The organism is Micromonospora pattaloongensis, assembly GCF_900107255.1.
GTDB classification, from domain to species: Bacteria; Actinomycetota; Actinomycetes; order Mycobacteriales; family Micromonosporaceae; genus Micromonospora_I; species Micromonospora_I pattaloongensis.
In genome coordinates this window covers 501,464-519,041 of the sequence record NZ_FNPH01000003.1, presented here as the reverse complement: position 1 = coordinate 519,041, position 17,578 = coordinate 501,464, and the positions used below count along the sequence as shown (strand labels likewise).

Here is a 17,578-nt window from a genome sequence, read left to right as displayed (position 1 = left end):
GCGGGACGGCGGGGTGCTGAAATGTGACGCCCGTTACCCCGGCCGCCGTGTTTCCGCCAAACCGGGGTTCTGCGCCCACGTCGGCCCGGACGGTAACCTGCGGGCGTGTCCGAAGCCCCGAATCCGACCGGCCCCGCCCTCGTCGAGTTGCTCGGCATGGTCGCCTACGGCGAGTTGCTCGCCTTCGACCGGATGGCCGCCGACGCCCGGCTCGCCCCGGATCTGCACCGCCGGGCGGTGCTCAGCGAGATGGCCGCCGTCGAGATCGTCAACTACCGCCGGCTCGCGACGCGGTTGACCGAGTTGGGGGTGGAGCCGGCCGAGGCGATGACGCCGTACGTGGCGGCGCTGCACGAGTACCACGACTCGACCGAGCCCAAGGACTGGCTGGAGGCGCTCACCAAGGCGTACGTGGGCGACAGCATCGCCGACGACTTCTTCCGGGAGGTCGCGGCCTGTCTGGCCGAGCCCGACCGCCAACTGGTGCTCGACGTGCTGCACGACTCGCAGTACGCCGACTACGCCTGCCACGAGATCCGGGCGGCGATCGCCGCCGATCCCAAGCTCGCGAACCGGCTGTCGATGTGGGCGCGGCGGCTGGTGGGGGAGGCGCTGTCGCAGGCGCAGCGGGTGGCGGCCGAACGGGTCGCGCTGACCGTGCTGGTCGTCGAGGGAACGGGCGACCAGGCGGGGGTGGCGGCGCTCTTCAAACGGCTCACCGCCGCGCACACCGGGCGGATGACCGCCGTCGGCCTCAACAACTGAGCGGTTCCCCCGCGGGATGTTCCCCGCCGGCCACGGGTGGCCCGTGGCCGGCGCGGCCGCCGCAAGTCAGCGGGCGGTGAAGCCGACCGCCCGGGGTGACGCCTCGGCGATCTCCACGTAGGCGACCTTGCTCACCGGCACGATGATCCGGCGGCCCTTCTCGTCGGTCAGCGAGAGCGTTCCCTCGTTGGCGATGGCGTCGGTGACGATCTGCTCGATCTCGGCCGGCGTCTGCGAGCTTTCCACGACCAGCTCGCGCGGCGCGTACTGCACGCCGATCTTGACCTCCACGGGGCCCTCCTCATCCGGGCGAAAACTGCACCCTTGCGAAGGCTAGCCGATTGTCGGAGGCGACGGTCAGGCTGACTCGCCCTGCAACGGAAAGCTCGCGATACCGCGCCAGATCAGGGCGGCGAGCAACGTCTCCGCCTCGGCCTTCGGCACCTGCCGGCCGTTCGCCAGCCAGAACTGCGCGGCCGTCTCGGCCGCGCCCACCAGACCGGAGGCGAGCAGCTCGGCCCGGGAGCGGCTCACGCCGGTGTCCGAGATGATCGTGTCGGTGATCGCCGCGATGCAGCCCTTCTCCACCCGCGCGACCCGCTCGGCCACGGCCGGCTCGTTGCGCAGGTCGGACTCGAACACCAGCCGGAACGCCTCGTCCTCGTGGTCGACGAAGTCGAAGTACGCCTGGACCGCGCCCTTGACGCGCTCCTTGTTGTCGGAGGTGGCCGCCATCGCGGCGTGGACCCGGGCGACTATCGCGTCGCAGTGGGTCTCCAGCAGTGCGAGGTAGAGCTCGAGCTTGCCCGGGAAGTGCTGGTAGAGCACGGGCTTGGAGACGCCGGCGCGCTCAGCGATGTCGTCCATGGCCGCCGAGTGGTAGCCCTGGGCGACGAACACCTCCTGCGCGGCGGCGAGCAGCTGCTTGCGGCGCGCCGAGCGCGGCAGGCGGGCCGGCCGGCCGGCGGTCTGTGCGCCGGTCATGTGTACCTCCGAGTCTTCGCAATGCGGGCGAATGTCGCCGTAACAGTGGCGATGCTCGCCATATTCCAGGACCGCCGAATTAGCCTGACGTTGCAACTTATCGCCGCTGTCAGCACACGGTAACCTCAGCGGGGGCGACCGAGGAGCGCACGGTGGACGAAACAGGGCAACCCGGGAGCGCCGCGCCGGGAGATAACGGTAACGGACCTGGTCGGGACGATCGGGGCCGGCCGGGCACCGGGTGGGCGGCGTCGGATGCCGCATGGTCCAGCGCCGGTGCCGCTCTCGGTCCGGGACCGGACCCCGTCGTCTCCGCCTGGCGGCAGGCCGAGCCCGGCGCGCCCCGCGGCTGGGCCGATCCGCCCGCGCGCTACACCGAGCTGCTGGGGCCGCCGCCGCTGCCGGAGACGCGGGAGGGCAGCAACGGGGTGGCCCACGCTCCGCGGCGCGCCGACCCCGGTCCACTCGCGCTGCCCGCGCCGGCCAGCGCCCCGCCCTATCCGTACGAGGGGGACCTGGAGGACGCGGCGCGGGATCGCGCCGCGGCCGCCGAACCGTCCGCGCCGCAGCCGCCGTCCGGGGCTCCCGTGCCGGACACCGAGCCGGCGGCGCGGCACGCGCTCGACACCCCCGCTCCGCCCGACGCCGGCGCCGGACTCGCGCGCTGGCGCGAGACCCCGCCCCCGCCGCGTGCGCTCTCCGGTGCTCCCACCCCTGCCGAGCAGCCGACGCCCACTGGACGCCAGGTGCCGCCGGAGTTCCGGGTCCAGCCCGGAACCGAGCGGCCGCGCTTCGACCTGCCCGCCGAGCCGCGGCGGCCGGATCAGCGGCCGGCCGAGGGCGAGGCCGCGCCGCGGTGGCGGACCGGCCTCACCGATCCCGTGCCGGGCCGCGACGTCGACCCCGCGCCGGCCCGCGCCGTCGAACCGGCGCTGCGACGCGACACCGCCGTCCACCCCGAGCAGACGTACCTCGGCGCCGAGACCGGTCAACCCGGCCCGGCGTCGTCCGGCTACGACACCCCGCCGGCCTTCCCCGGCCCCGCCCCTGCGCAATCCGACCGAACGCCGGCCGGGCCGGTCGGTGCCGCCGACGACACGCTGCCGCAGCGGGTTCCCGCCGAACCAGACGTGCCCACCGTGCCGGAGCCGCCAGCCGTGGAGCCCCCTGCCGAAACGCCCGACCTCTCCCGCATCGCCACACACCTGCGGCGCGAGGACGTGCCCCCGCAGCCGCGGGAGCGCTCCGAGGGCTTTGACGTGAACGCGATCCTCGCGGCCGTACGCGGCGTCGCCGGGGTGCGGGACGCGTCGCTGCGCACCACCCCGGCGGGGGCGCACAGCCTCCGCCTCGACCTCGCCGACGGCGCCGATCCGGCGGAGGTGAGCCGGCACGTGGCGCGGCTGTTGCAGGAGCGGATGGGACTCGCCGCGGCGCCGCAGAACCTGCCCGACCAGCCGGTGGCCGGCGGGCCGTACGTGCCCGCGCAACTGAATCCGCAGCGGGGGGCGGGTGCGGTCGGGCACGCCCCGGCCGAGGCGCCGCGCCGTCGGCGCCGCGCGGTGGAGGAGGCCGACGCGACCACGGTGGGCGCCGGCCAGTGGGCGCCCGAGTTCCCCGCCCCGGGCGCCGCGGCGGGGGTGATCGGCAGCGTCGGCGGCGCTCCGGTCAGCGCGGGGGCGTCGTACTCCGGGGCTCAGCTCACCACGACCGAGGTGGCGCCGCCCCGCCCGCTCAACACCAACGGTCGACCGGGTCCGCGCGTCGTCATCGACCACGTCCAGGTCAGCACGTTCGGGATGGACGCCACTGTGGAGGTTCGGCTCGCGGCCGGCCGGCGACGTGCCGCCGGACTCGCCACCGGGCCGGCCGTCGACGGGTACGTCCTGCGGCTCTGTGCGGTCGCGGCCGCCTCGGCGGTCGACGAGTTGCTGCGGGTGGCCGAGAAGAGCGCGGAACGGGGCCGGTGCTTCGTGGAGCAGGCCGCGGTCGTGCCGCTCGGCAGCTGCGAGGTGGCGACGGTGGTGGTCCTGCTGGTCTGCGACGGTTGGGTGGAGCAGCTCGTCGGCTCCGCCCTGGTCGCGGGGGACCCGCGGCAGGCGGCCGTGCGGGCGACGCTGGCCGCCGTCAACCGCCGGCTGGAGGGGCTGCTCGCCTGAGGCGGGGTCGATCGTTCGCGTTCGACCGCGCCGGCGGCCCGCGCATGTGCGCGCCCGCCGTCGGCTCGGCATCGCGATGCTCGTCGGTGCGGATGCGTCGAAGTCTGTGCCCCTGTTTGGACACCGACCGTATCCGTGACCGCTACTGTAAGCACATTTACGGGCTACTTCGGACTACTTGATAGAAGCGCGTAAATTACCTGTTAATCCGGACCGGTTACCGCATCGCGTCGCGCGGGCCGGCCGGGAAACTCGACAGGCTGGGAGGCCATGTCCACACCGGTCACTCACCCCTCCAGCGCCGCGCCCGCCCCCGGCGTGCGCCCTGACCGACCCCGTCGCCCGGTGTCGGACGGTGAGGACCGGACCGGCTCGCCGCGGCGCGACGGGAAACGGCTGGAACTCGCCGCCCGGATCGCGCGGGACCGGATGCGACAACGGCGCCGGCGCGTCGTCGTAATCGTGATCCTGCTGGCCTCGGCCGGCCTGGTCGGACTCGACCTCGTGCGCGGCGCGCCGCCGCAGCCGACGCCGCCGGCGGGCGCGCCGACCGCCGGACCGGCCGACGACCGCAGCGCGCTTCCGGGGTTCGCGCCGGTGATCGCGGCGGTCCGGCCGACGGCAGCCGCCGTGCCCGGCTCCGGCGTCCCGGTGACCGGGCCGGGGACGTTCCGGTACGCCGCCGGGCAGGGGTCGGTGCTCGGCAAGGCGGGGACGCTGCGACGGTTCCGGGTCGCGGTGGAGGACGGGATGGGGCAGAGCGCGGCCGAGTTCGCGGCGGCGGCCGAGCGGATCCTGGGGGACCAGCGGAGCTGGACCGCCTCGCGGCAGTTCCGGCTGCAGCGGGTGCCGAAGTCGGCCAGCGCGGAGTTCACGCTCTTCCTGGCGACGGCCGGCACCTCGGAGCGGATGTGCGCCGCCGGCGGGCTGCGGACCGACAAGTTCACCTCCTGCCGCCTCCCGGGTCAGGTGATCATCAACGTGGCGCGCTGGCTGGGCGCGATCCCCGACTACGGCGCGCCACTTGCGGACTACCAGGCGTACGCGATCAACCACGAGGTCGGGCACCAGCTCGGCCAGGGGCACGAGGCGTGTCCGGGGGCCGGGCAGCGCGCGCCGGTGATGCAACAACAGACGTACGGGCTCAAGGGCTGCCGCGCGAACGCCTGGCCGTACCTGAACGGCCGGCGCTACGCCGGACCGCCCATCCCGTAACTATTCCCGAGTCCCGGATGCCGGGCAGGTGTCGCTCCTCATGGTGACGATCGGGCGGAACGAGCAACAATGGCGCAGCACACCAATGCCGAACCCGGGGAGTCCATCGTGTCGCTGCCCCCGCTCGTCGAACCCGCCGCCGAGCTCACCGTTGACGAGATCCGTCGCTATTCGCGGCACCTGATCATCCCCGACGTGGGGGTGGAGGGCCAGAAGCGGCTGAAGAACGCCCGCGTGCTCTGCGTCGGCGCCGGCGGCCTCGGCTCGCCCGCGCTGCTCTACCTGGCGGCGGCCGGCGTCGGGACGCTCGGCATCGTCGAGTTCGACACCGTCGACGAGTCGAACCTGCAGCGCCAGATCATCCACGGGCAGTCCGACATCGGGCGCTCGAAGGCGGAGTCGGCGGCCAACAGCATCCGGGAGATCAACCCGCTGGTGAACGTGGTGATCCACGACACGGCGCTCGACCGCGACAACGTGCGCGAGATCTTCAGCCAGTACGACCTGATCGTCGACGGCACCGACAACTTCGCGACCCGCTACATGGTCAACGACGCCGCGGTGCTGCTCGGCAAGCCGTACGTCTGGGGTTCGATCTACCGCTTCGACGGCCAGGCCTCGGTCTTCTGGGCCGAGCACGGCCCCTGCTACCGCTGCCTCTACCCGGAGCCCCCGCCGCCCGGCATGGTCCCGTCCTGCGCCGAGGGCGGCGTGCTCGGCGTGCTCTGCGCGTCGATCGGGTCGATCCAGGTCAACGAGGCGATCAAGCTGCTCGCCGGCATCGGTGAGCCGCTGGTCGGCCGGCTGATGGTCTACGACGCCCTGGAGATGTCGTACCGCAAGATCAAGGTGCGGAAGGACCCGAACTGCGTCCTCTGCGGCGAGAACCCGACGCTGACCGACCTGATGGAGGACTACGAGGACTTCTGCGGGGCGGTCTCGCCGGAGGCTGAGGCGGCCGCGGCCGACTCGACGATCACCGCGCGTGAGCTGAAGGAATGGCAGGACGCCGGCAAGGACGTCTTCGTGGTCGACGTGCGCGAGCCCGCCGAGTACGAGATCGTGCGCATCCCCGGCGCGACGCTGATCCCCAAGGGCGAGATCCTCTCCGGCGACGCGCTGTCGAAGTTCCCGCAGGACAAGCAGATCGTGCTGCACTGCAAGTCCGGGGTGCGTTCCGCGGAGGCGCTCGCCGCGCTCAAGGCGGCCGGCTTCAAGGACGCGGTGCACGTCCAGGGCGGCGTGCTCTCCTGGATCAAGCAGATCGACCCGTCGCTGCCGACCTACTGACGTTCGACGTCGAAAGGGCCCGTTCCGGATCGGAACGGGCCCTTCGGCGTACCGGCGTCAGCCGCGGATGTGGCCGTCGCCGGTGACCACGTACTTCGTCGAGGTCAGCTCCGGCAGCCCCATCGGGCCGCGGGCGTGCAGCTTCTGCGTCGAGATGCCGATCTCCGCCCCGAAGCCGAACTCCCCGCCGTCGGTGAACCGCGTCGAGGCGTTCACCATCACCGCGGCCGCGTCGACGCGGGCGACGAAGTCCCGCGCCGCGGCCGCCGAGTCCGTGACGATCGCCTCGGTGTGCCCGGTGCCGTACCGGCGGATGTGCGCGACCGCCGCGTCCAGCGACTCCACCACGGCCGCCGAGATGTCCGCGGAGAGGTACTCGGTCTCGTAGTCCTCATCCGTCGCCGGCACCACCGCGTCGGAGAACGCCGCGACCTCGGGGGAGCCGTGCACGGTCACCCCGGCCTCGGCGAACGCGGCCAGCACCCGCGGCAGGAACGCCGGGGCGACGTCCGCGTGCACCAGCAGCGACTCCGCGGTGTTGCAGGTGGACAGGCGCTGGGTCTTCGCGTTGAGCACCACGGCGAGCGCCTTGTCGAGGTCGGCGGCCGCGTCCACGTACACGTGGCAGTTGCCCACGCCCGTCTCGATCACCGGCACCGTGGACTCCTCGACCACGGTGCGGATCAGCGAGGCCCCACCGCGCGGGATCAGCACGTCGACCAGGCCGCGCGCCCGCATCAGCTCCTTGACCGACTCCCGCGAGGTGGCGTCCAGGAGTTGGACGGCGTCGGCCGGCAGCCCGGCGTCGGTGACCGCGTCGCGCAGCGCGGCGACGATCGCGGTGTTGGAGCGCACCGCCGACGACGAGCCGCGCAGCAGCACCGCGTTGCCGGACTTCAGGCAGATGCCGGCGGCGTCCGCGGTGACGTTGGGGCGCGCCTCGTAGATGATCCCGACCACGCCGAACGGCACCCGGATCTGGCGCAGCTCCAGCCCGTTCGGCAGCGTGCCGCCGCGCACCACCTCACCGACCGGATCGGGCAGCGCGGCCATCTGCCGCAGCCCGTCGGCCATGCCCGCGATCCGCTCCGGGTTCAGCGCGAGCCGGTCCAGCAGCGCCGTCGACAGTCCGGCTTCGCGCCCCGCCGCCAGGTCCGCGTCGTTCGCGGTCACGATCTCCGGGGTACGGGCGACCAGCGCGTCGGCCATCGCCCGCAGCGCGCCGTCCTTGACGGTACGGGTCGCCGTGGCCAGCTCATTCGCCGCCGCACGGGCCCGCCGCGCCTGCTCGGTGACGCTCATTCTCTGCTCCTCACAGCAGCACCAGGTCGTCGCGGTGCACGACCTCACGTTCGTACGCCGGGCCCAGCGCCGCGGCGAGTTCGACGGTGGAGCGGCCGAGCAGCGCCGGCAGCTCCACGGCGTCGTAGTTGACCAGCCCCCGCGCCACCGGCGCGCCCGAGTCGTCGACGAGGTCGACGGGGTCGCCGGCGGTGAACGCCCCGTCCACGGCGGTGATCCCGGCCGGCAGCAGCGACTTGCGGCGCGCCACGACGGCCTGGACGGCGCCGGAGTCCAGGTGCAGCCGGCCGCGCGGTGAGGTGGCGTGTGCCAGCCAGAACAGCCGCGCCGCGGGGCGTTGCGGCACCGGGTGGAACAGCGTGCCGACGGGCTCGCCGGCGAGCGCCGCGGCGGCCAGCGGCGCCCCGGTCAGCACGACCGGGATGGACGCGCCGGTGGCGATCCGGGCCGCCTCGACCTTGGTCACCATGCCGCCGGTGCCCACCCCGGCCTTGCCGGCCCTGCCGATCGCGATGCCGGCCAGGTCCGCCTCGCTGTGCACGTCGGTGATCCGGGTCGTGCCGGGCCTGGTCGGGTCGCCGGTGTAGAGGGCGTCGACGTCGGAGAGCAGGACCAGCAGGTCGGCGTCGACCAGCGCGGCCACCAGGGCGGCGAGCCGGTCGTTGTCGCCGAACCGGATCTCGTCGGTGGCGACCGTGTCGTTCTCGTTGACGATCGGCACCGCCCGCAGGTCGAGCAGCTTCCGCAGGGTGCGGAACGCGTTGCGGTAGTGGGCGCGGCGGGTGACGTCGTCGACGGTGAGCAGCACCTGCCCGACGGTGAGCCCGTGCCGGGCGAAGCTCGCGGCGTAGTGCCCGATCAGTAGTCCCTGCCCGACGCTGGCGGCGGCCTGCTGGGTGGCGAGGTCGCGCGGCCGGCGGGCGAGCCCGAGCGGGGCGAGACCGGCGGCGATCGCGCCGGAGGAGACCAGCACGACCTCGCGGCCGTCGGCGACGAGCCCGGCGAGCACGCCGGTGAGGTTGTCGACCCGCCCGGTGTCGAGGCCGCCGGCAGCGGTGGTCAGGGACGACGATCCGACCTTGACCACGATCCGCCGGGCGGCCGTGACTGCTTCGCGCACCCGCCCATTCTGCGCGGTCGCCCTCGCAAGATCCCTGGCACATCCCATATGGTGGCGCTCCGTGACGCCCGAGGAGTACGTCGAAGAGGTGCTCGCCCTCGTCGAGCGGATCCCGCCGGGCCGGGTGATGTCGTACGGCGCGGTCGCCGACGCGCTCGCCGAACGCTCCGGGCGCTGCTCGGCGCGGCTGGTCGGCACGATCATGGCTCGGCACGGCGGCGGCGTGCCGTGGCACCGGGTGGTGAACAGCGCCGGTCGGCTTCCGCCGGGGCACGAGCGCGAGGCGCGCGCCCGGCTGCTCGCCGAGGGCGTTCCGCTCCGTGGCGACCTGGTCGAGATGCGCGCCGCCGCCTGGTCGCCGGGGCAGTAGCGGCGGTTGTGATTGACTGGTCGGGCCGAAGGCGCGAAACGAGGGGGAGACGTGCAGCTGCCGGGAGTGCTGGGCGAGCCGATCCGGTTCGTGCTCAACTGGGGCCGGCGCTACTCGCTCTGGGTCTTCAACTTCGGCCTCGCCTGCTGCGCGATCGAGTTCATCGCCACCAGCATGGGGCGGCACGACTTCATGCGGCTCGGTGTCATCCCGTTCGCGCACGGGCCGCGCCAGGCGGACCTGATGGTGGTCTCCGGCACCGTGACCGACAAGATGGCGCCGGCCATCAAGCGGCTCTACGACCAGATGCCCGAGCCGAAGTACGTGATCTCGTTCGGCGCCTGCTCCAACTGCGGCGGCCCGTACTGGGACTCGTACTCGGTGACCAAGGGGGTCGACCAGCTGATCCCGGTCGACGTCTACGTGCCGGGCTGCCCGCCCCGCCCCGAGGCGCTGCTGCACGGCATCCTCCGTCTTCAGGAGAAGATCGCCGCCGAGCAGGCCGGCCCCGGCGGGGTGTCGCGCCCCGATCCGCTGCAACCGCCGGTCGACCGGGTCGCGCCGCGCTCCGCCGAGGCGTTGACCGCGCCGCTGGTGCGCCCGCCCGCCGGCCGCTAGCCCCCGGCCGCGAACTCCAGCACGACCTTGATGTCGCCGCCGCCGGTGCCGTCGTACGCCCGGGCGTAGTCCTCCAGCGGATAGCGGCTGGTGATCATCCGCGACAGCCAGCCCGCGTCCGCCCGGCCCAGCGCCTCCGCGGCCTGCGCCCAGTGCCGCCGGTTCGCGTTGACGGAGCCGAAGACGGCGTTGTTGCCGAGGACCAGGTCGCGGGCGAAGACGGTGGTGTCGACGCCGTCGCGCGACCTGCCCGAGCCGACGCCGGTCAGGCAGACCACGCCGTCCGGCGCGACCGTGCGCAGCACGTCCAGCACGACGGTGTCCACGCCCGTGCACTCGACGACCACGTCCGGCTGGAAGTCGAGGTCCAGCACCGACCCGCTGTGATACTGCCCGCCCAGTTCGGCGACGAGCTGCGGCTTCAGCCCCTCGGTACTGCGGGCCAGGACGTGCAGGTCGAGGCCGCGCTGGGTGGCCAGCAGGGCGGCGAGCAGGCCGATCGGCCCGGTCCCGGTGACCAGCGCCGTGCGGGGCTCCCAGCGGGCGCGCCCGCCGATCCGGTCGATGTGCTCCCAGGCCTTCGCCACCACGCTGGTCGGTTCGAGCAGCACGCCGCACCCGCCCAGCCCGGGATCGAGCCGCACCAGGCAGTCCGGGGCCATCCGCCACCGTTCGCGCGCGAAGCCGGGGGCCGCCTTGATCCCGTGCTCCGTGTACCGGCCGTTGCGGCACATGTCCCACTCGCCGACCGCGCAGTTGGGGCAGGGCACCGGGTCGGGCCGCCGGACGATGCCGGCGACCAGGTCGCCGGGGCGCAACGTCCCGGTCGGATCCTCCAGCACGCGGCCGAGGGACTCGTGTCCGAGCACGAGCCCGTCCGAGCCCGGCGGCGCCTCGCCGTACTCGGCGGCGATGATCTCCCGGTCCGTGCCGCAGATGCCGACCGCGAGGGCCTCGACGAGCACGGGACCCTCCGACTCCGGCGGCTCGGGAGCGTCGTCGACGAGGCGCAGCGAATCCTTGACCCCTGGGGTGACCATGACTGCCCGCATCCTGGTCATTGTGGTCCGCCGCCCGCCGGACCGCTCGGCAAACGTCCGCCCGCCGACCGCGCCGGCCCGCGATCCGCCGGGTGCGGTCCGCCGTGACCGGCCGCGCAGGTCCTAGGATCGGGCACATGACCCCCGAGGACGTCGCCGCCCGCCTGGCCGAGGTGCTCGACGTCCCGGAGGTGACGACCGGGGTGTCGGGCGGGCAGGCGTACGCGCGCGGCACGGTCGACGTGCCGCCGCCGAGCTGGCGCGACGCCGTCCGGGTGGCGCGCGACGACGCCGAGCTCGCCTGCGACTTCTTCGACTGGCTCTCCGCGGTCGACGAGCTGGCCGAGGGCTTCACCGTGGTCGCCCACCTGTGGTCGACCCGGCGCCGGCACGGCGTGCTGCTGCGCACCCGGCTGCCCCGCGACGCGGCCACGGTCGCGTCCGTGGTGGACCTGTTCGCCGGGGCCGACTGGCACGAGCGGGAGACGCACGAGATGTTCGGCATCGACTTCGCCGGCCATCCGGGGCTGCGGCCGTTGCTGCTGCCACCGGAGTTCGAGGGGCATCCGCTGCGCAAGGAGTTCGTGCTCGCCTCCCGGGTCGCGAAGCCGTGGCCGGGGGCGAAGGAGCCGGGCGAGGCCGAGGGCGGCGCGGGGCGGCGGCAGCCGATGCGCCCGCCCGGCGTGCCGTTGCCGACGGAGTGGGGCCCGCAGGCCGGGCAGGGCGCCGGGGGCGAGGCCTGATGCCGCTCTGGCTGGAGCTGACGCTCCGGATCGCCGCCGTGGTCGGCGCGTTCCTCACGCTGCCGCTGATCGTCGGGCAGACCGAACACAAGGTGATGGCGCACATGCAGGGCCGGCTCGGCCCGATGTACGCGGGCGGGTTCCACGGCTGGGCGCAGCTGATCGCCGACGGCCTCAAGTTCGTGCAGAAGGAGGACATCACGCCCCGCGCCGCGGACCGGCCGGTCTTCCGGTTGGCGCCCGTGGTCGCGCTCCTGCCGTACCTGCTGGTCCTGCTCGTCATCCCGCTCGGTCCGGGCGACCTGGTGGCGCAGCCGCTCGACATCGGACTGTTCTTCGTGCTCGCCGTGGTCGGCGTCGGCGTGGTCGCCGTGCTCATGTCGGCCTGGGCGTCGGCCAACAAGTACAGCCTGCTCGGCGGGCTGCGCGCCGCCGCCCAGCTGCTCGGCTACGAGCTGCCACTGGTGCTCTCCGCGGCCAGCGTGGCGATGGCGGCCGGGACGCTGTCACTCTCCGGCATCGTCGAGGCGTGGCAGCCGTGGTGGCTGCTCTGGCAGGCCCCGGCGATGGCGGTCTTCTTCGTCGCCGGGCTCGCCGAGATCCGGCGGCCGCCGTTCGACATGCCGGTCGCCGACTCCGAGCTCGTCTTCGGCTACATGACCGAGTACACCGGGCTGCGGTTCGCGTTCTTCCTGCTCGCCGAGTACGTCGGGATCGTCGTGATCGCCGCGCTCACCACGGTGCTGTTTCTCGGCGGTTGGCAGGGGCCCTTCGGCGACGCCCACCTGGGCTGGCTCTGGACCCTGCTCAAGGTCTTCGCCGTCGCGTTCGTGGTGATCTGGCTGCGGGTCTCCTACCCGCGGCTGCGGGAGGACCAGCTGCAGCGGCTCTGCTGGCTGGTGCTGGTGCCCGTGTCTCTCGGCCAGCTGGTGCTCACCGCCGCGGTGCGGGTCGCCCTCTGACATTGGCTGACGGCCGTCACAGCGGGGGGTGGGGTGCTCGCGCCCGCGCGGCGGACGGGGCAGGATGAGGCATATGAGGGAGCGAGCGGCATGAGCGAGGGCGGGCACGGCCAGGGGCTGGTGAAGGGGCTGGCCGTCACGCTCAAGACGATGGTCCGGCCGGCGCAGACCCAGCAGTACCCGGACGTCGCTCCGGAGCTGCCGCCCCGATCGCGGGGCGTGATCGCGCTGCTCGAGGAGAACTGCACCGTCTGCATGCTCTGCGCCCGCGAGTGCCCGGACTGGTGCATCTACATCGACTCCCACAAGGAAGAGGTCGTGGTCCCGGGCGCGGCCCGCCCCCGCCAGCGCAACGTCCTCGACCGTTTCGACATCGACTTCTCGCTCTGCATGTACTGCGGGATCTGCGTCGAGGTCTGCCCGTTCGACGCGCTCTACTGGTCGCCGGAGTTCGAATACTCCGAGTACGACATCCGCGACCTGCTGCACGACAAGCAGCATCTGGGCCAGTGGATGGCGACGGTGCCGCCGCCGCCGGCGCACGACCCCCATGGGGAGGCGTCGAAGGAGGAGACGACCGCGGCCCGCAGGGCCGCCGCCCCGGGCGCCGCCCGCGGCGCTCCGGCCGGCCCGGCGGTACGCCGTGAGCGGCCGGCCCGCCCGGCGCCGGAGCCCGGCGGGGCGGAAGCGTGACGGGGGCGGACCTGCTGCTGCTGGCGCTCGGCGCCGTGGCGGTCGGTGCCGGGCTGCTCGTCGTGACCACCCGCCACCTCGTCCGGGCCGGGCTCTACCTGGTCGTCTGCCTCGCCGCCGTCGCCGGGCTCTACCTGGTGCTCACCGCCGAGCTGGTGGCCTGGGTGCAGGTGTTGATCTATGTCGGCGCCGTGGTCGTGCTGCTGCTCTTCGCGGTGATGCTGACCCGGGCGCCGATCGGGGCCTCCGACGACCTCGACCGGCCGGGGTGGCCGGCCGCGCTGGTCGGTGGGGGCGCCGGGCTCGGCCTCGCGGTGCTGCTCGTCGACGCGTTCCGGTGGTCGACCGTGGAGCTGCCGGAGGCGGGCACCGCCGAGCGGCTCGGCGCCATCGTCTTCGGCTCCTGGGTGCTGCCGTTCGAGCTGCTCTCCGTGCTGCTGCTCGCCGCGCTGATCGGGGCGATCGTGCTGTCCCGGCCGGAGATCGGCGCGTCGCCGGAGGAGGAGCGGCGATGATCCGACCCGTCATCCCGTACGTCACGGCGGCCCTGCTCTTCGGCGTCGGCGTCTACGGCGTGCTGCGGCGCCGCAACGCGGTGCTGCTGCTGATGTCCGTCGAGTTGATGCTCAACGCGGTCAACCTGCTGCTGGTCACCTCCGACACGACGGTGCGGGCGGTGCTGCCGCAGACCGGGCAGGTCTTCACGCTCTTCGTGATCGTGATCGCCGCCGCCGAGGTCGGGGTCGGGCTCGCGATCGTGCTGCACCTCTACCGGCTGCGGGCCAGCGTCGCGCTCGACGGGGTGCCGCTGACCGACGCGCCACCGCTCGACGGCGCCACCGACGCGACGCCGGCCGGCCCGCTCGGGGAGCGGGTGGGCCGGTGACCGTCCAGATGCTCGGGCCGCTGCTGCCGGCCGTACCGTTCGGGCTCGCCCTGGTCGGGCTGCTCCTGCCGCTGCGTGCCCGCCGCGCCGCGGCCGCGCTCGGCATCACCGGCGCGGCCGCCGCGCTGCTCATCGCCGTGCTGCTGGCGCTGCGCCTCGACACCGCGTTCGAGAGCAGCGTCGAATGGATCAGCATCGGCGACCTGCAGGTCACCTTCGGGGTCCGGATCGACCGGCCGGCGGCGCTGGTCGCGCTCGCGGTCGGGGTCGTGGCGCTCGCGGTGCAGGTCTACTCGGTGGCCTACCTCTCCGAGGACGACCGCTACCCGCCGTACGCGGCGCAGGTCGGGCTCTTCACCGCCGCCATGCTGCTGGTCGTGGTCGCCGGCGACCTCATCATGCTGCTGGTCGGCTGGGAGGTCATGGGCATCTGCTCGTACCTGCTGATCGGCCACGACCGCCGGCTGCCCGAGGCGCCGCGCGCGGCGGTGAAGGCGTTCCTGGTGACCCGGGTCGGCGACGTCGGCTTCCTGCTCGGCATCGGTCTGCTCGGCATCGCCGCGGGCAGCTTCCGGATCGCCGACGTGCTGGCCGTCGTGGGCGCAGGCGAGATCGACGGCGCGGCGCTGACCGCCGCCGGGTTGCTGCTGCTGGTCGGGGTGGCCGGCAAGAGCGCGCTCTTCCCGTTGCACACCTGGTTGCCCGACGCGATGGCGGGTCCGACGCCGATCTCCGCGCTGATCCACGCCGCGACGATGGTGGCGGCCGGCGTCTACGTCGTGACCCGGCTGGATCTCGTCTTCCTCGTCGCGGACCCGGCGCGGGCGGTGCTCGCGGTGCTCGCCGCCGTCACGATCCTGCTCGGCGGCCTCGCCGCGATGGCGCAGGACGACATCAAGCGGGTGCTCGCCTGGTCGACGGTGTCGCAGATCGGCTACATGGCGGCGGCGCTCGCGGTCGGCGCCGCCGACGTGGCGCTGTTCCACCTGATCACCCATGCGGCGTTCAAGGCGCTGCTCTTCCTCGCCGCCGGCTCGGTCATCCACGCGGTCGGCACCAACTCGATGGCCGAGATGGGCGGCCTGCGCCGGAGGATGCCGGTCACCTTCTGGTGCATGACGATCGGGCTCGGCGCGCTGATCGGGCTTCCGCCGCTGGCCGGTTTCTGGAGCAAGGAGGCTGTGCTCACCGCTGCGGCCGGCACCCAGGGCTGGACGCAGTGGCTGCTGTACGGCGTCGGTCTGCTCACCGTGGCGGTCACCGCCTGGTACGCGACCCGGCTGTGGCTGCGGACGTTCTTCGGCGCGCCGCGGTCGACGCCCGCGGAGCACGCGCACGAGCCGCCCGCCGCGATGGCCGTGCCCGTGCTGCTGCTCGCCGTGCCCAGCGCGCTGGTCGGTCTCGTGATCGCGCGCGGCTTCGTCGAGTGGGTCACCCCGCACACCGCGCGCGACTGGAGCGCGCCCGTCGCCGAGCCCGGCTTCACCGGGGTCCGGGAGATGGGGCACGTCGACGCGTCGACCCTGGTGCCGATCACCGCGCTCGTGCTCGGCGCCGTCGCCGCGTGGCTGCTCTGGCGGCGGGAGCCGGCCGGTGACCCGGCGCGCGCCCTCGGCCCGCTGCGGCCGGCTTTCGCCCGCGCCTTCTGGCTCGACGAGCTGCAGCACGCCCTCGTGGTACGGCCGGTGCGGGCGCTCGCCCGTCTCGTCCGGCGCGTCGACGAGACGGTGGTGGACGGCGCGGTCGAGCAGACCGGGCGCGGCACCGTCGGGCTGGGCGGGGCGCTCGCCGCGCTGCACCGCGCCGGGCTGCCGCGGGCGGCGACCGCCGTGGCCACCGTTGCTCTGTTGATCGGTCTCGCCGCCGCCCTGGGAGTCCTCACATGACCGCCGGACAGGTCGCGCTCGTCGCGACGCTCGCGCTGCCCGCGCTGGGCGCGGCCGCCGTGGCGCTGGTGCCGGCCCGGGCCGACCGGGCCGGTCGGGTGCTCGGCACGGTCTTCGCCGCGCTGGCCCTCGTCGCGAGCCTGCTCATCTACCGCCCGGACGGCGGCTGGTTCGGGTACGCGCCCGCGAACCGGGCGTCGGCGGTCCGCCCCTGGCACGAGCTGGACCTGACCTGGGTGCCCGGCCTGGAGCTGCGATTCCATCTCGGGGTCGACGGCATCTCGTACCCGCTGGTGGTGCTGACCACCCTGCTGACGCTGCTCTGCTGCGCGTACACCGTCGGGCGCAGCCCCGGCGCGCGGCCGGGGCGCACGCTCGTGGCGCTCCTGCTGGTCATCGAGGTCGGTGTGCTCGGCACGTTCCTCGCCCTGGACCTCGTGCTGTTCTTCCTCTTCTTCGAGGTCGTGCTTTTGCCGATGTACGCCGTGATCGCCGGCTGGGGCGGCGACGACCCGCGTGCCGAGGCGGGGGCCCACCGCGCGGCGGCGCGGAAGTTCGTCCTGTACACGCTCTTCGGTTCCGTTCTGATGCTGGTGGGCGTGTTCACGGTGGTCGCCGCCGCCGGCACCGCCGACATCGTCGCGCTCACCGGCGGCGCCGGACTCTCCCGGCCGGTGCAGCTCGCCGCGTTCGCGCTGCTCGCCATCGCCTTCGCCGTGAAGAGCCCGCTCTGGCCGCTGCACACCTGGCTGCCCGACGCGCACACCCAGGCGCCCACCGTCGGCAGCGTCATGCTCGCCGGCGTGCTGCTCAAGATGGGTACGTACGGGCTGATCCGGGTGGCGGTCGGCGTCGCGCCCGAGGGTGCCCGCTGGGCCGCGCCCGTGCTCGGGGTGCTCGCCGTCGCGGCGATCATCGTCGGTGCGCTCGTCTGCCTGGCGCAGACCGAGCTGAAGCGGCTGATCGCGTACTCCAGCGTCGGGCACATGGGCTTCGTGCTGCTCGGCGTCGCGACGCTGACCGCGACCGGTCTGCAGGCCGCGCTGATCGGCAATATCGCGCACGGCGTCATCACCGGGCTGCTGTTCTTCCTCGCCGGGGCGATCAAGGATCGGTTCCACACCGGCGCGCTGGACGACCTCGGCGGGCTCCGCGAGCGGATGCCGGCGCTGTCCGGTCTGCTCGGCTACGCGGCGATCGCGTCCCTCGGGCTGCCCGGCCTGGCCGGCTTCTGGGGCGAGGCGTTCGCGGTCGTCGCCGCGCTGCGCCGGGGCGGGCCGCTCTGGACCACGCTGGCGGTGATCGCGGCGGTCGGCGGGGCGCTGACCGCGGCGTACTTCCTGCGGCTGCTGCGCCGGGTCACGCACGGTCCCGCCTCTCCGGTGGTGGCCGGCGCCGGTGGCGCCCCGATCGCGGGCGTGGAGTTGGCCGCGTGGGCCCCGCTGGTGGTGCTCGCGCTGGCGGTCGGCCTGGTGCCGACCCTCGTGCTGGGGCTCGCGCAGGGCCCAGTGGGCGCGCTCGTGGAGGCGGTGCGGTGACGGCCCA

At 73.9% G+C, this 17,578-nt stretch carries 18 protein-coding genes; 13 read left to right on the top strand and 5 right to left on the bottom strand.

Annotation, left to right across the window (positions count from 1 at the left end):
- The first annotated feature begins 105 nt into the window (after positions 1–105).
- Positions 106–765, top strand: a complete 660-nt coding sequence (locus BLW47_RS11900; RefSeq protein WP_245736587.1) for a ferritin-like fold-containing protein — start codon at positions 106–108, stop codon at positions 763–765.
- 66 nt (positions 766–831) lie between these two features.
- On the opposite strand, the gene BLW47_RS11895 is transcribed toward BLW47_RS11900, so the two are convergent.
- The gene (locus tag BLW47_RS11895; protein WP_091555500.1) at positions 832–1,056 is read right to left on the bottom strand and encodes a DUF3107 domain-containing protein; all 225 of its coding nucleotides are present in this window, start codon (positions 1,054–1,056) and stop codon (positions 832–834) included.
- Positions 1,057–1,122: 66 nt separating this feature from the next.
- Complete coding sequence (locus tag BLW47_RS11890; protein ID WP_091555498.1) at positions 1,123–1,749, bottom strand: TetR/AcrR family transcriptional regulator; 627 nt, start codon at positions 1,747–1,749, stop codon at positions 1,123–1,125.
- A 152-nt stretch (positions 1,750–1,901) separates the two neighbouring features.
- On the opposite strand from BLW47_RS11890, the gene BLW47_RS11885 reads away from it, so the two are divergent.
- From BLW47_RS11885 to moeZ, 3 genes are all read left to right on the top strand, one after another.
- Positions 1,902–3,908 (top strand): hypothetical protein, encoded by a 2,007-nt coding sequence (locus BLW47_RS11885; protein WP_091555496.1) that lies wholly within the window; start codon positions 1,902–1,904, stop codon positions 3,906–3,908.
- A 345-nt stretch (positions 3,909–4,253) separates the two neighbouring features.
- A complete protein-coding gene (locus BLW47_RS11880; protein WP_245736586.1) occupies positions 4,254–5,123 on the top strand; it encodes a DUF3152 domain-containing protein in 870 nt (289 codons plus the stop codon).
- Between the two features lie 69 nt (positions 5,124–5,192).
- Complete coding sequence (gene moeZ / locus BLW47_RS11875) at positions 5,193–6,413, top strand: adenylyltransferase/sulfurtransferase MoeZ (RefSeq protein ID WP_175543594.1); 1,221 nt, start codon at positions 5,193–5,195, stop codon at positions 6,411–6,413.
- A 57-nt stretch (positions 6,414–6,470) separates the two neighbouring features.
- Here moeZ and BLW47_RS11870 read toward each other — a convergent pair whose 3' ends face one another.
- Positions 6,471–7,715, bottom strand: coding sequence for a glutamate-5-semialdehyde dehydrogenase (locus tag BLW47_RS11870; RefSeq protein WP_091555494.1), 1,245 nt, complete (start codon positions 7,713–7,715; stop codon positions 6,471–6,473).
- Between the two features lie 10 nt (positions 7,716–7,725).
- Positions 7,726–8,835 carry a glutamate 5-kinase gene (gene proB, locus BLW47_RS11865; RefSeq protein ID WP_175543593.1) on the bottom strand — a complete coding sequence of 370 codons (1,110 nt, stop codon included), beginning with the start codon at positions 8,833–8,835 and terminating at the stop codon, positions 7,726–7,728.
- A 61-nt stretch (positions 8,836–8,896) separates the two neighbouring features.
- Between proB and BLW47_RS11860 the strand changes: the two genes are divergently transcribed.
- Positions 8,897–9,205 carry an MGMT family protein gene (locus BLW47_RS11860; RefSeq protein WP_091555490.1) on the top strand — a complete coding sequence of 103 codons (309 nt, stop codon included), beginning with the start codon at positions 8,897–8,899 and terminating at the stop codon, positions 9,203–9,205.
- Positions 9,206–9,256: 51 nt separating this feature from the next.
- Positions 9,257–9,823, top strand: coding sequence for an NADH-quinone oxidoreductase subunit B (locus BLW47_RS11855; RefSeq protein ID WP_091555489.1), 567 nt, complete (start codon positions 9,257–9,259; stop codon positions 9,821–9,823).
- Here BLW47_RS11855 and BLW47_RS11850 read toward each other — a convergent pair.
- Positions 9,820–10,875, bottom strand: a complete 1,056-nt coding sequence (locus BLW47_RS11850; protein WP_091555487.1) for a glucose 1-dehydrogenase — start codon at positions 10,873–10,875, stop codon at positions 9,820–9,822. The two genes, BLW47_RS11855 and BLW47_RS11850, sit on opposite strands and share 4 nt — an antisense overlap.
- 125 nt (positions 10,876–11,000) lie before the next feature.
- Here BLW47_RS11850 and BLW47_RS11845 point away from each other — a divergent pair, with 125 nt between their 5' ends.
- From BLW47_RS11845 to BLW47_RS11815, 7 genes are all read left to right on the top strand, one after another.
- Positions 11,001–11,606, top strand: coding sequence for an NADH-quinone oxidoreductase subunit C (locus BLW47_RS11845; RefSeq protein WP_091555485.1), 606 nt, complete (start codon positions 11,001–11,003; stop codon positions 11,604–11,606).
- Complete coding sequence (locus tag BLW47_RS11840) at positions 11,606–12,568, top strand: complex I subunit 1/NuoH family protein (protein WP_091555826.1); 963 nt, start codon at positions 11,606–11,608, stop codon at positions 12,566–12,568. The genes BLW47_RS11845 and BLW47_RS11840 overlap by 1 nt, the downstream gene beginning before the upstream one ends.
- 90 nt (positions 12,569–12,658) lie before the next feature.
- Positions 12,659–13,261: a NuoI/complex I 23 kDa subunit family protein gene (locus BLW47_RS11835; RefSeq protein WP_245736585.1), complete on the top strand. Its 603-nt coding sequence runs from the start codon at positions 12,659–12,661 to the stop codon at positions 13,259–13,261.
- The gene (locus BLW47_RS11830; protein ID WP_091555483.1) at positions 13,258–13,776 is read left to right on the top strand and encodes an NADH-quinone oxidoreductase subunit J family protein; all 519 of its coding nucleotides are present in this window, start codon (positions 13,258–13,260) and stop codon (positions 13,774–13,776) included. Before BLW47_RS11835 ends, BLW47_RS11830 begins: the two co-directional genes overlap by 4 nt.
- A complete protein-coding gene (gene nuoK / locus BLW47_RS11825; protein WP_091555824.1) occupies positions 13,776–14,147 on the top strand; it encodes an NADH-quinone oxidoreductase subunit NuoK in 372 nt (123 codons plus the stop codon). The genes BLW47_RS11830 and nuoK overlap by 1 nt, the downstream gene beginning before the upstream one ends.
- 8 nt (positions 14,148–14,155) lie before the next feature.
- Positions 14,156–16,033, top strand: a complete 1,878-nt coding sequence (gene nuoL / locus BLW47_RS11820; RefSeq protein ID WP_091555822.1) for an NADH-quinone oxidoreductase subunit L — start codon at positions 14,156–14,158, stop codon at positions 16,031–16,033.
- Positions 16,030–17,571 (top strand): complex I subunit 4 family protein, encoded by a 1,542-nt coding sequence (locus BLW47_RS11815; RefSeq protein WP_091555481.1) that lies wholly within the window; start codon positions 16,030–16,032, stop codon positions 17,569–17,571. Before nuoL ends, BLW47_RS11815 begins: the two co-directional genes overlap by 4 nt.
- The last annotated feature ends 7 nt before the right edge of the window (positions 17,572–17,578 follow it).